The 12858-nt window shown below is 69.5% G+C and carries 10 protein-coding genes and 2 pseudogenes; 8 read left to right on the top strand and 4 right to left on the bottom strand.

All coding sequences use genetic code 11. The features are described 5' to 3' along the window. Both ACWCP2_RS37425 and ACWCP2_RS37420 read right to left on the bottom strand, forming a co-directional pair. Window positions 1–94: pseudogene (locus ACWCP2_RS37425) on the bottom strand (iron ABC transporter permease); the annotation flags it as partial. 762 nt (window positions 95–856) lie between these two features. Then, window positions 857–2401, bottom strand: a pseudogene (locus ACWCP2_RS37420) (YfhO family protein); the annotation flags it as partial. Between the two features lie 923 nt (window positions 2402–3324). Here ACWCP2_RS37420 and rpsL point away from each other — a divergent pair. The 4 genes from rpsL (at window position 3325) to tuf (ending at window position 7681) form a co-directional block, all read left to right on the top strand. Continuing rightward, window positions 3325–3696: a 30S ribosomal protein S12 gene (gene rpsL / locus ACWCP2_RS37415; protein ID WP_007265893.1), complete on the top strand. Its 372-nt coding sequence runs from the start codon at window positions 3325–3327 to the stop codon at window positions 3694–3696. A gap of 3 nt (window positions 3697–3699) precedes the next feature. Then, complete coding sequence (gene rpsG / locus ACWCP2_RS37410; protein WP_215023410.1) at window positions 3700–4170, top strand: 30S ribosomal protein S7; 471 nt, start codon at window positions 3700–3702, stop codon at window positions 4168–4170. Between the two features lie 39 nt (window positions 4171–4209). Beyond that, window positions 4210–6339: an elongation factor G gene (gene fusA / locus ACWCP2_RS37405; RefSeq protein WP_450912998.1), complete on the top strand. Its 2130-nt coding sequence runs from the start codon at window positions 4210–4212 to the stop codon at window positions 6337–6339. Window positions 6340–6487: 148 nt separating this feature from the next. After that, window positions 6488–7681, top strand: a complete 1194-nt coding sequence (tuf, locus tag ACWCP2_RS37400) for an elongation factor Tu (RefSeq protein WP_407837694.1) — start codon at window positions 6488–6490, stop codon at window positions 7679–7681. Between the two features lie 206 nt (window positions 7682–7887). On the opposite strand, the gene rfbC is transcribed toward tuf, so the two are convergent. After that, a complete protein-coding gene (gene rfbC, locus ACWCP2_RS37395; RefSeq protein WP_266880608.1) occupies window positions 7888–8487 on the bottom strand; it encodes a dTDP-4-dehydrorhamnose 3,5-epimerase in 600 nt (199 codons plus the stop codon). Beyond that, window positions 8484–9359, bottom strand: coding sequence for a glucose-1-phosphate thymidylyltransferase RfbA (rfbA, locus tag ACWCP2_RS37390; protein ID WP_450912997.1), 876 nt, complete (start codon window positions 9357–9359; stop codon window positions 8484–8486). The genes rfbC and rfbA overlap by 4 nt, the downstream gene beginning before the upstream one ends. A 217-nt stretch (window positions 9360–9576) precedes the next feature. Between rfbA and rfbD the strand changes: the two genes are divergently transcribed. The 4 genes from rfbD (at window position 9577) to ACWCP2_RS37370 (ending at window position 12758) form a co-directional block, all read left to right on the top strand. Then, the gene (gene rfbD / locus ACWCP2_RS37385; RefSeq protein WP_450912996.1) at window positions 9577–10497 is read left to right on the top strand and encodes a dTDP-4-dehydrorhamnose reductase; all 921 of its coding nucleotides are present in this window, start codon (window positions 9577–9579) and stop codon (window positions 10495–10497) included. Window positions 10498–10707: 210 nt separating this feature from the next. After that, entirely contained in the window at window positions 10708–11397 is a 690-nt protein-coding gene (locus ACWCP2_RS37380) for a glycosyltransferase family 2 protein (RefSeq protein ID WP_450912995.1), read from the top strand. Beyond that, a complete protein-coding gene (locus tag ACWCP2_RS37375; protein ID WP_450912994.1) occupies window positions 11394–11852 on the top strand; it encodes a DUF2304 family protein in 459 nt (152 codons plus the stop codon). The genes ACWCP2_RS37380 and ACWCP2_RS37375 overlap by 4 nt, the downstream gene beginning before the upstream one ends. A 6-nt stretch (window positions 11853–11858) precedes the next feature. Further along, window positions 11859–12758 (top strand): glycosyltransferase family 2 protein, encoded by a 900-nt coding sequence (locus tag ACWCP2_RS37370; protein ID WP_450912993.1) that lies wholly within the window; start codon window positions 11859–11861, stop codon window positions 12756–12758. Window positions 12759–12858 lie beyond the last annotated feature (100 nt).

The raw sequence follows: 12858 nt of genomic DNA, 5'->3' as shown, positions 1-12858 counted from the left end.
TCAGGCCGACGAAGACGATCGGCCCGCAGGCGGCGGTCGCGGCCCCGCACAGCAGGGTGATGGCGGCCATCGCGCCGATCCGGGTCCGCGTCAGGGCCAGGAGGGCCAGGGTGGCGCCGGCCAGGCCCGGGGTGAGGCCCCTGGGGGTGAAGATGCAGGAGAGGGTGTGCGTGTTCCGGGGGATGTCCAGGGCGACCAGGCCGTGGAAGCTCTTCACCGGGGCCGAGCACCGCCAGCCGGGGACGGCCGTCATGGCGAACACGGCGGTGCCGGAGGCCCCCTGCGGGAGGGTGGCCTCGATGCTGTGGCCGCCCGCGGTGACGCGGGTGGCGCCCGTGGCCGTGAGGCGGCCGACCGTCGTGGCGAGCGCGGCCCGGTCCAGGCAGCCGACGGGGTGCGCGCCCGCGGTGCCGCCCCGGGTACGGGTCCGTACGGTCACGTCGACCCGGCCGGAGGCGGGGACCTCACCGAGGCGCAGGACTCCGGCCGTGCGGTCCCCCAGGGGCTTCTCGGCGCCTGCGAAGGCGACGGTGCCGTACAGCCGGGGGGAGTACCAGAAGGCCTCGGAGCCGGGCGCGCACGCGGCGGTGTAGCGCTGCTTCGCGGCGCTGCCGCCCCGGGTGACGGGCGGGACCCGGTAGACGGTGGCGCCGAGGACCCGCTCCTGGTGGGCGTAGACGCTGGCCGGGGGATTGGGGGAGGCGTACGGGGCGCTGCGGACGGTGACCAGGGGCGGGGTGGGGAAGGTACGGGCCGTCCAGCTGTCCTTCTCCGGGCCGGGTTCGGCGCGGGCGCCGATCGAGAAGATCGCGTCCAGGACAGGGTTGTCGGCGCCGAAGAAGGTGCGGCCGTCGTTGGTGTAGCCGTAGCCGAGGGGTTCGAGGGCCTTGTACGTGCTCTCGGGGAGGTAGCTGCTGTAGTACTGCGGGCCCTCGGCCCGGAGCGCGAGGGTGTCGTTGTACGAGGTCTGCGGGGCGCCGGAGTCGGTCCGGTAGGCGGGCCAGCCCTCGACCGAGCGGACGGCCTCGAAGTGGTTCGTGATCGACCTGCCGGAGGTGGCGATCGGCTTCGCCCAGCGTTCGCGGGCGCGCCGGGCGTCCGCGCCGGCCGCGGCGGCGGTGGATTCGGCGAAGACGGCCCCGGTCATGAGGACCGCGGCCAGGGGGATCAGCAGCCGGTGCTTCCCGCCGTGGGCCAGCAGGAGCAGGGCGAGGAGGGACACCGCGCCGCCGCCCAGGACGGCCGCCCAGGTGGCGCCGCCGAAGTCATTGGTGTGGCGGAGCACGTAGGCCGCGGTGACCAGCAGGGCGGCGGCACTCGCCAGGTGCGCCGGGCGCGGCCGGTTGGCCAGCGAGAGCCAGGCGGTGATCACGACGATGCCGCTGAACACGAAGGTCTCGCGGTACGGATTGCCGTTCGGGACCGCCAGCCCGTGCCACACGTACTGGGTGGGCGGGAACTGGAAGGAGAGGGCGACGAGCAGGGCCGCCCCCGCCCACACCAGGCGGGTCCTGCGGGCGACGGCCGTGTTGAGGAGGAAGGAGCCGGCCAGGATCAGGCCGAGCGAGGCCACGTACAGCCTGGGGCGGCCGCCCCACAGGTGGGTGGCGGGGAGCATGCCGGTCAGGAACACCTCGATCCGGACGGGATCGAAGGCGGCCGCCCGGGTGGGCTGGGAGGCTCCGCTGGAGAGGAACGAGGGCAGCAGGAGGGGGAGCGTGAGCAGGATGCCCGTCGCGGCGGCGGTCCCGGCCCGGGCCACGGCGCGCAGCGGCTGGGAGCGGGCCGGGCCGAGGAGGATCAGGCGGACGCCGAGCAGCACGCAGGCGCCGATCGTCGCCATCATCGCGGTGTAGAAGTTCCCGGACCAGGCGAGGGCGACCAGCAGCGCCGCCCCCGGCCAGCGGCGCCCCTCCAGGCACCACTCGGCGGCGATGCCCAGGAGCGGGAGCGCGACCAGGCCCCACATCCACATGGGGATGTACGAGGCGTCGCTGAGGGCCCAGCCGCAGAGCCCGTAGACGGCTCCGAGCACGCCCCGCTGCCACCCCGGGCCGGGCTGCAGCTTGCCGAGGTAGACGGTCATCAGGGCGGCGGCGGTGCCCATCGTGACCGGGGTGACGGCGAAGACGGCGAGGTCCACGTGGGCCCGGGGGACCAGGACGGCCAGCCAGGAGAAGGGGTTGCCGAGGTAGGTGGCGTAGTCGGACAGGAACTGCTGGCCGAAGCCGCCGCGCCAGGTGAACAGGAGGTCGCCGGCGGACTGGCCGTGGACCAGGTCCCACAGGGCCCGGTGGAACGGAACGTACTGGTTGGCCTGGTCGTTGATGGCCCGGCCGGTGGTGCCGAAGGGGAAGGTGCCCCGGGCCGCCCAGGACGCGCAGAAGGCGCCCGAGGCCATGAGGAACGCGAGGAGCGGACCGTAGGAGCGGGTGGGGCGGCGCACTGCGGGCCGGTCCTGGCCGGGAGGTGGACTGCTCTGCGTCGAGGGCTCGATGGCCAAGATCCCCAAGGGTGTGCTCCCTGCTGGTCTGCTGTCCGATTAGTGGTGCATATGGCTGTTTTGTCGGACTCGTCAGTTTAGGTTCGGGGCGGCTCCGGAAGGCGGTGCGGCGGTGCGGTGTCGCGCCGGTTCCTCCCGGGCCCGCCGGTCCGCCGTCGCCCCGGATGGACCGGGCGCCCCGGGCGGACCCGGCCCCATGGTGTCGCGCGGCCGCTCCGGTTTCGGCGGCGGTGCGGAGCGGCCCCGGGGGAGCGGGGCCCGTCGCGCGCACCCGTCCTCCGGGTACGGGGCCGGGTCCGGACGGGTGTGCGCAGGGTGCGCCCGCCGGCTCCGGGGAGGGGGGTTCCTCCTTTCGGTGGAGCGCGGGGGCGCGGTTGCCGGCCGGAGCTGCCGGAGTCGCCGGACTCGCCGGGGCGTCCGGAGTGGCGCGGCCCGCCGCACCGTTCCGGGAGGCGCGGCCCGCCCCGGGCGACGGGGGAGAGGGGGCTCCGCTTAGCACATGCGCACCACGGGCGCACATCGAAGGGACTGCATCCCGGCCTCGGCCTTGTGGCGACTGGGCCGGAGGCCCTTCGGGCTTCCGGGTCAGGGGCTTTTGTTTTGACCGGAGTGGATGCGATGGGTACGCTCAGACCTTGTGCCTGGGGTGTGCCTGGGCTCCTGTGCGTGTCCATCAACCGCACCTGAGCCGTACAAGCCGCCGCGATTCATGCGTTTCCACGCTTGCGTGGAGGTCCGCCGGATCCGACACACCCGACCGCGTGGGTCGGCAAATGTTCCAGGTTAGCTTCACTACACGGCACACAGAAACCGGAGAAGTAGTGCCTACGATCCAGCAGCTGGTCCGTAAGGGCCGGCAGGACAAGGTCGAGAAGACAAAGACCCCCGCGCTTGAGGCTTCGCCCCAGCGTCGCGGCGTCTGCACGCGAGTGTTCACGACCACCCCGAAGAAGCCGAACTCGGCGCTGCGTAAGGTCGCGCGTGTGCGTCTGACCTCTGGCATCGAGGTCACCGCTTACATTCCGGGTGAGGGACACAACCTGCAGGAGCACTCGATCGTGCTCGTGCGTGGTGGCCGTGTGAAGGACCTGCCGGGTGTTCGTTACAAGATCATCCGCGGTGCGCTTGACACCCAGGCTGTCAAGAACCGCAAGCAGGCCCGCAGCCGCTACGGCGCCAAGAAGGAGAAGTAAAAAATGCCTCGTAAGGGCCCCGCCCCGAAGCGCCCGGTCATCATCGACCCGGTCTACGCATCTCCTCTGGTGACGTCGCTCATCAACAAGATCCTCCTGAACGGCAAGCGCTCCACCGCCGAGCGCATCGTTTACGGCGCCATGGAAGGCCTCCGCGAGAAGACCGGCAACGACCCGGTCATCACGCTGAAGCGCGCGCTGGAGAACGTCAAGCCGTCGCTCGAGGTCAAGTCCCGCCGCGTCGGTGGCGCCACCTACCAGGTGCCGATCGAGGTCAAGCCGGGCCGTCAGTCGACCCTCGCGCTGCGCTGGCTCGTGGGTTACTCCCGCGCCCGCCGCGAGAAGACGATGACCGAGCGCCTCATGAACGAGCTGCTCGACGCGTCGAACGGTCTTGGCGCTGCCGTCAAGAAGCGTGAGGACACGCACAAGATGGCCGAGTCCAACAAGGCCTTCGCGCACTACCGCTGGTAGTCCGAACCCACATCGAGACCGAGAGAAGACTGAGCCGATATGGCTACCACTTCGCTTGACCTGGCCAAGGTGCGCAACATCGGCATCATGGCCCACATCGACGCGGGCAAGACGACCACCACCGAGCGCATCCTGTTCTACACCGGTGTGTCTTACAAGATCGGTGAGGTCCACGACGGCGCTGCCACGATGGACTGGATGGAGCAGGAGCAGGAGCGTGGTATCACCATCACGTCTGCCGCTACCACCTGCCACTGGCCGCTCGAAGATGTTGACCACACCATCAACATCATCGACACCCCGGGTCACGTCGACTTCACCGTCGAGGTGGAGCGTTCGCTCCGCGTCCTCGACGGCGCCGTCACCGTCTTCGACGGTGTGGCCGGCGTCGAGCCGCAGTCCGAGACCGTCTGGCGTCAGGCGGACCGCTACGGCGTGCCGCGCATCTGCTTCGTCAACAAGCTGGACCGCACCGGCGCCGAGTTCCACCGCTGTGTCGACATGATCAAGGACCGCCTCGGTGCGGTTCCGATCGTCATGCAGCTCCCCATCGGCGCCGAGATGGACTTCCAGGGCGTTGTCGACCTGGTCACCATGAAGGCGTTCGTCTGGTCCGCCGAGGCGACCAAGGGCGAGATGTACGACATCGTCGACATCCCGGACACCCACAAGGAAGCCGCTGAAGAGTGGCACGCCAAGCTGGTCGAGACGGTCGCCGAGAACGACGACCAGATCATGGAGCTGTTCCTCGAGGGCGTCGAGCCCACCGTCGAGCAGCTGCACGCCGCTGTGCGTCGCATCATCATCAGCTCCAAGGGTGAGGGTGGCGCCACCGTCACCGCGGTGTTCTGTGGCACGGCGTTCAAGAACAAGGGCGTTCAGCCCCTGCTCGACGCCGTCGTCCGCTACCTCCCGTCGCCCCTGGACGTCGAGGCCATCGAAGGCCACGACGTCAAGGACGCCGAGGTCGTCGTGAAGCGCAAGCCCTCGGACGACGAGCCCCTCGCGGCGCTCGCGTTCAAGATCATGCGCGACCCGCACCTCGGCAAGCTCACCTTCGTCCGGGTTTACTCGGGCCGCCTGGAGGCCGGCACCGCGGTGCTGAACTCCGTCAAGGGCAAGAAGGAGCGCATCGGCAAGATCTACCGCATGCACGCGAACAAGCGTGAAGAGATCGAAGCGGTGGGCGCCGGTGACATCGTCGCCGTCATGGGCCTGAAGCAGACCACCACCGGTGAGACGCTGTGTGACGACAAGAACCCGGTCATCCTGGAGTCCATGGACTTCCCGGCCCCGGTCATTCAGGTCGCCATCGAGCCCAAGTCCAAGGGTGACCAGGAGAAGCTGGGTGTCGCCATCCAGTCTCTCGCGGAGGAGGACCCCTCCTTCCACGTTCACTCGGACGAAGAGACCGGCCAGACCATCCTCGGTGGTATGGGCGAGCTGCACCTCGAGGTGCTGGTCGACCGTATGAAGCGCGAGTTCAAGGTCGAGGCCAACGTCGGCAAGCCGCAGGTCGCTTACCGCGAGACGATCCGCCAGACGGTGGAGCGTCACGACTACACCCACAAGAAGCAGACCGGTGGTACCGGTCAGTTCGCCAAGGTGCAGATCGCGATCGAGCCGATCCTCGAGGCCGACGGTCCGGCGTACGAGTTCGTGAACAAGGTCACCGGTGGCCGCATCCCGAGGGAGTACATCCCCTCGGTCGACGCGGGTGCGCAGGAAGCCATGAAGTTCGGCATCCTCGCCGGCTACGAGATGACTGGCGTCCGCGTCATCCTTCTCGACGGTGGCTACCACGAGGTCGACTCCTCCGAGCTCGCCTTCAAGATCGCCGGTTCGCAGGCCTTCAAGGAGGCCGCGCGCAAGGCTTCTCCCGTGCTCCTCGAGCCGATGATGGCCGTCGAGGTCACCACGCCGGAGGAGTCCATGGGTGACGTCATCGGTGACATCAACTCCCGCCGTGGCCAGATCCAGGCCATGGAGGAGCGTCACGGTGCGCGCCTCGTGAAGGGCCTCGTGCCCCTCTCGGAGATGTTCGGCTACGTCGGAGACCTCCGCAGCAAGACCTCGGGTCGCGCCAGCTACTCGATGCAGTTCGACTCCTACGCCGAGGTTCCCCGGAACGTCGCCGAGGAGATCATCGCGAAGGCCAAGGGCGAGTAACTCTTCCGAGTACACGCTTTAGGCTTGTCACCGGAGCCTCTGGGGCAACAGGAGTAACCCTCCCGTTGCCCCGGGGTACCGGCTATCCAGCAAAGATCACCTGGCGCCGATGAGCAAGGCGTACAGAACCACTCTCCAGGAGGACCCCGTGGCGAAGGCGAAGTTCGAGCGGACTAAGCCGCACGTCAACATCGGCACCATCGGTCACATTGACCACGGTAAGACGACCCTCACGGCCGCCATTACCAAGGTGCTGCACGACGCGTACCCGGACCTGAACGAGGCCTCGGCCTTCGACCAGATCGACAAGGCTCCCGAAGAGCGCCAGCGCGGTATCACCATCTCCATCGCGCACGTCGAGTACCAGACCGAGGCGCGTCACTACGCCCACGTCGACTGCCCGGGTCACGCGGACTACATCAAGAACATGATCACCGGTGCCGCGCAGATGGACGGCGCGATCCTCGTGGTCGCCGCCACCGACGGCCCGATGCCGCAGACCAAGGAGCACGTGCTCCTGGCCCGCCAGGTCGGCGTTCCGTACATCGTCGTCGCCCTGAACAAGGCCGACATGGTGGACGACGAGGAGATCCTGGAGCTCGTCGAGCTCGAGGTTCGTGAGCTCCTCTCCGACTACGAGTTCCCGGGCGACGACCTTCCGGTCGTGCGCGTCTCGGCGCTCAAGGCGCTCGAGGGCGACAAGGAGTGGGGCGAGAAGCTTCTCGGCCTCATGACCGCCGTCGACGAGGCCATCCCGACCCCGCCGCGTGACACCGAGCTGCCGTTCCTCATGCCCGTCGAGGACGTCTTCACGATCACCGGTCGCGGTACCGTCGTCACCGGCCGTATCGAGCGTGGTGTCCTGAAGGTCAACGAGACCGTCGACATCATCGGTATCAAGGAGACCAAGACCACCACCACGGTCACCGGTATCGAGATGTTCCGCAAGCTGCTCGACGAGGGCCAGGCGGGCGAGAACGTCGGTCTGCTCCTCCGTGGCATCAAGCGCGAGGACGTCGAGCGCGGCCAGGTCATCATCAAGCCCGGTTCGGTCACCCCGCACACCGAGTTCGAGGCCCAGGCCTACATCCTGTCGAAGGACGAGGGTGGCCGTCACACCCCCTTCTTCAACAACTACCGTCCGCAGTTCTACTTCCGTACCACCGACGTCACGGGTGTTGTCACCCTGCCGGCCGGCACGGAGATGGTCATGCCGGGCGACAACACCGAGATGACGGTCGCGCTGATCCAGCCGGTCGCCATGGAGGAGGGCCTCAAGTTCGCCATCCGTGAGGGTGGTCGTACCGTGGGCGCCGGCCAGGTCACCAAGATCACGAAGTAATTCGTGTTCTGACCTGGTAGCTCGCCGACGCGGGCACCATGTTTGACAGGAGGGCCCCCGCCCCGTCGTTCACGCGACGGGTCGGGGGCCCTTCGTCGTACGCGCCTGCGTGCCGCGGGCACGCGAAGAGGGCCGCACCCTGGGGGTGCGGCCCTCCTTCCCTGCGCCGCCGCGTACGAGGCTCCGTGCGCGGCGGTCACCTCACCTCACTTCACGCGCAGCGACTCCGTGAACTCGATGCAGGCGGCGTAGTCCGGCAGCAGCCCCGACGCGGCGGCGTCGGCCAGCGAGGGGGCCGCGTCGTCGCGGGCGGACAGCAGCGGGACGTCCGCCGGCCAGTCGATGCCCAGGTCGGGGTCGAGCGGGTGCACCGAGTGCTCGGCCGTCGGGTTGTACGTCTCCGAGCAGATGTAGGACAGCGTGGCGTCGTCCGTCAGCGCGCAGAAGCCGTGGCCCATCCCCTCGGGGAGGTAGACGGCACGCCGGTCCACGTCGTCCAGGCGGACGCCCTCCCAGCGGCCGAAGGTCGGGGAGCCGACCCGGATGTCCACGATGATGTCCAGCACGGCGCCGCGCACGCAGGTGACGTACTTGGCCTGGCCGCGCGGGACGTCGGCGAAGTGGATGCCCCGGACCACGCCGCGCTGGGAGACCGAGAGGTTGGCCTGCGCCAGGTTCAGGGGGTGCCCGACGACCTCGGCGAGGTGGTCGAAGCGGTACCACTCCATGAACATGCCGCGCGGGTCACCGTGCTGCTGGGGCGTGATCTCGAAGACTCCCTCAATGGAGAGTTCACGGAACTTCATCGTGCGGCTTCCTCTTCGAGCAGACCGATCAGGTAGTCGCCGTAACCGCTCTTGGTGAGCGGCTCGGCCAGTGCGCGCAGCTGCGCGGAGTCGATGAGGCCCGCCCGCCAGGCGGCCTCCTCGATGCAGCCGATCTTGAATCCCTGGCGTTCCTCGATGACGCGCACGAACTCCGAGGCCTGCACCATCGAGACGAAGGTGCCGGTGTCCAGCCAGGCCGTACCGCGGTCCAGGATGGTGACGTTCAGCTCGCCGGCCTGGAGGTACGCGTCGTTGACGGCGGTGATCTCCAGCTCGCCGCGGGCGCTGGGCTTCAGGGCCCGGGCTATCTCCACGACGCGGTTGTCGTAGAAGTACAGACCGGGCACGGCGTAACGGGACTTGGGCTTCTCCGGCTTCTCCTCGATGGAGATGGCCTGGCCGTCCGCGTCGAACTCCACCACGCCGTACGCCGACGGGTCCGCCACCGGGTACGCGAAGACCCGGCCGCCCTTGGAGCCGGTGTGCTGCGCCAGGCGCGTGCCGAGGCCGCTGCCGTGGAAGATGTTGTCGCCGAGGATCAGCGCGACGGAGTCGTCGCCGATGAAGTCGGCGCCGAGCACGAAGGCCTGGGCGATGCCCTCGGGGCGTTCCTGGACGGCGTACTCCAGCCGGATGCCGAACTGCGAGCCGTCGCCGAGCAGACGCTCGAACTGGTCGCGGTCGTCCGGGGTGGTGATGACGAGGATTTCGCTGATCCCGGCCATGACCAGAGTCGAGAGCGGGTAGTAGATCATCGGCTTGTCGAAGACGGGCAGCAGCTGTTTCGACACTGCCCGCGTCAGCGGCCAGAGTCGGGATCCGGTGCCGCCGGCCAAGAGAATTCCACGCATGGTGACAACCCTATGCGAGAGGCCGGGACAGTTTTCGATTCCCACCGTGCCGAACGCACCACACGGCTACTGTTCGGATCATGCGGATCCTGGTGAGGGGCGGATTCTGGCCCAGACGGAACGACGGGTTATCGGACAAGGGCATTCCGGGGTACGGCCAAGGGGAAGCCGGCCACGGAAGGGCCCCGCGGGCCGGGCAGAAGGCGGCACCGCAGCAGTGAGGGGGGACGGGGGGAAGGGCCGCTGGCTCGTCACGGGCGCGGCCGGGATGCTGGGCCAGGACGTACTGGCCGAACTGCGGCGCCACGGAGTCGAATCCGTTGGCCTGGGCCGCGCGGAGCTCGACATCACCGATCCGGCGGCCGTCCGGTCCGCAGTCGAGGGCGCCGCGATCATCGTCAACTGCGCCGGCTGGACCGATGTGGACGGCGCCGAGACGGCCGAGGAGGCCGCCACCGCCGTCAACGGCACCGGCGTACGGATCCTCGCCGCGGCCTGCGCCGCGGCCGGCGCGCGCCTGCTGCAGATCTCCACCGACTACGTGCTCCCCGGGGACGCCGCGGAGCCCTACGCCGAGGACGCGGCCACCGGGCCCGTGAACGCGTACGGCCGCTCCAAGCTGATCGGCGAGCGGGCCGTGGCCGAACTCCTGCCGCAGGACGGCTACGTGGTCCGCACCGCATGGCTGTACGGCGAGCACGGCCCCAACTTCGTCGCCACGATGCTCGGGCTGGCCGCCCGGCGCGACACCCTGGACGTGGTCGACGACCAGCAGGGCCAGCCCACCTGGTCCGTCGCGCTCGCCCGGCAGCTCGTCGCGCTCGGTCACGCGGCCCTGGACGGCCGGGCCCCCGCGGGCATCTACCACGGCACGTCGAGCGGGGCGACCACCTGGTTCGGGCTCGCGCGCGAGGTCTACCGGCTGTCCGGCCTGGACCCCGAGCGGATCCGTCCGACCACGTCCGAGTCCTTCGTCCGGCCCGCGGTCCGCCCCGCCTTCAGCGTCCTCGCCCACGACCACTGGGCCCAGGTGGGCCTGGCCCCGATGAGCGGCTGGCGGGAGCAGTTGGCCGACGCCCTGGCCACGCCCGGTTTCGCCGATCTGGCCCGGACCGCCCGGGAGGGCCGGGCGCTCTGAGGACCCCACTGGACAACGCGCCGTGTGTGTGATCGTTGCCTGCGGTCCAGCTTCGGGGTGCCCGAACTCGCTATGCTAGAAGGCCTGGGGCCCCGACACACGGCCGACGTGAGCGGCCCGGACTGAGTGAGTTCGGAGACGGCAATGCCGGATGGCGACCTCACACCGATCACTGAGCACTCGTACGTGCCTCGTTCCGTTGGAGCTACCGTGTCCGAATACGACGATGTCTGGCTGGTCATACCCGCCTATAACGAGGGTCAAGTGATCGCCGGCGTGGTCGAGGCGGCCCGGAAGACCTTCCCGAACATAGTCGTCGTCGATGACGGCAGCACGGATGATTCCGCGGAGCACATCGCGACCACCGGTGCCCATCTGGTGCGGCATCCGGTCAACCTCGGCCAGGGCGCGGCCCTTCAGACCGGCCTCACCTACGCACTCGCCCAGCCCGGCGCACGGTACTTCGCGACGTTCGACGCGGACGGTCAGCACCAGACCAAGGACGTCGAGACGATGGTCGCCGTCCTGCGCTCCGGTGACGCCGACGTGGTGCTCGGCTCCCGGTTCATCGAACAGAACGGCCAGGTGCCGTGGATCAAGCAGGTCGTCCTGCGCACGGCCGCCGCCGTCAGCCCCACCGCGCGCAAGCTCAAGCTCACCGACGCGCACAACGGTCTGCGCGTCCTGGGCCGTGAAGCCGCCGAGCGGCTGAACATCACGATGAACGGAATGGCCCACGCCTCCGAACTCGTCGCATTCCTCGCCGGCTCCGACCTGCGGGTCACCGAGATACCCGTCGACATCCTCTACACCGACTACTCGCGCGCCAAGGGTCAGTCCCTGATCAACGGCGTCAACATCGTTTTTGACATTTCACTGCGGGAGCGTGGGCGTCGATGAAGTACTTCTGGATTCAGCTGCTGCTGATCGCGGGCTCGGTGTCCATGGCACTGATGTTCATCCGGACCTGGAGCCAGGCCCAGAACCGCGCGTGGAAGCGCATAGCCTTCTCGGCCTTCGTCGTCGTCAACGTGTACGCGGTGCTCCGCCCGACCGACGTCACCTGGGTCGCCCAGCACCTCGGCGTCGGCCGTGGCACGGACCTGGTGCTGTACGTGATGGTCCTCGCGATGGGCTTCCTCACGCTCAACACCTTCCTGCGCTTCCGCTCGCTGGAGAAGAAGATCACCGACCTCGCCCGGACCGTCGCCATCAACGAGGGCCTGCGGCACAACGACGTCCGGCTCGGATCGGGCGGCGACGCCCCCGCGGCCACCGGCGTTCCCGCGGCGGCCGGCGCCCCCGCGGCCACCGGCGCCGAGTCCTCCTCCGGCACGGACTCCGTGAAGGTCTGACGCCCCGTGGGGTCCTTCGACTTCATGCTCCCGTACTACGGGGACGTGGGGCAGATGCAGGACGCGGTCCGCAGCGTCCTGGCCCAGACCGACCCGGACTTCCGGCTCGTCGTGATCGACGACGGCCGGGAGCCGGAGGTGCCCGGCTGGTTCGAAGGGCTGGGCGACGCGCGGGTGCGGTACCTGCGCAACGAGCGGAACCTCGGCATCACCAAGAACTTCCAGAAGTGCGTCGAGCTCTCCGAGGCCGACCACGTCGTCATCATGGGCTGCGACGACCTGCTGCACCCGCACTACCTGGAGACGGTCCGCGCGATCCTCCGCGACCACCCGGGGATCGGCATGGTCCAGCCCGGCGTCGAGGTGATCGACGGCGATGGCCGGGTCACGCGGGGCCTGCCCGACGCGGCCAAGCAGTGGCTGTTCGCCCCGCGGCTCGGCGGCCGGGCACTGATGTCCGGCGAGGAGCTCGCCGCCAGCGTCCTGCGCGGGAACTGGCTCTACTTCCCCTCCATCACCTGGCGCGGACCGGCCCTGCGCCGGGTGAACTTCCGCGACGGCTACTCGGTGCTCCTGGACCTGGCCCTCGTCGTGGACCTGCTCGAAGCCGGCGAGCGGATGGTCGTCGACGCGACCACCACCGTCTTCCAGTACCGCCGGCACGCGGCCAGCGAGTCCTCCGTCCAGGCCCTGTCCGGCACCCGCTTCACGGAGTCCGAGCGCTACTTCTCGGCCGTCGCCGAGCGGATGGAGGCCCGCGGCTGGCCCCGGGCCGCCCGCGCGGCCCGGCTGCGCCACGGCTCCCGCCTGCACGCCCTGCGCATGCTCCCCGGCGCCCTGCGCCGCGGGCACGGGGCGGCCGTACGCACGCTGGCCCGGCACGCCTTCGGTACCGGGCGGGGCTGAGCGGCGCGGAGCCGCGCTACGCGAGAACGGCCTGCCCCCGGGGCTGGGCGCGCGCGCCGGGCCGGGGGGCCTAGGGCGCGGTCGTGGGCGCGGCGTGAAT

It is taken from the genome of Streptomyces sp. NPDC002104 (assembly GCF_053593795.1).
This window is presented reverse-complemented; position numbering and strand designations above follow the sequence as displayed.

Coding starts and splice junctions, on each gene's coding strand:
- rpsG (WP_215023410.1), top strand. CDS start 3,700: ATGCCTCGTAAGGGCCCCGCCCCGAAGCGCCCGGTCATCATCGACCCG.
- fusA (WP_450912998.1), top strand. CDS start 4,210: ATGGCTACCACTTCGCTTGACCTGGCCAAGGTGCGCAACATCGGCATC.
- rfbC (WP_266880608.1), bottom strand. CDS start 8,487: ATGAAGTTCCGTGAACTCTCCATTGAGGGAGTCTTCGAGATCACGCCC.
- rfbA (WP_450912997.1), bottom strand. CDS start 9,359: ATGCGTGGAATTCTCTTGGCCGGCGGCACCGGATCCCGACTCTGGCCG.
- ACWCP2_RS37375 (WP_450912994.1), top strand. CDS start 11,394: ATGAAGTACTTCTGGATTCAGCTGCTGCTGATCGCGGGCTCGGTGTCC.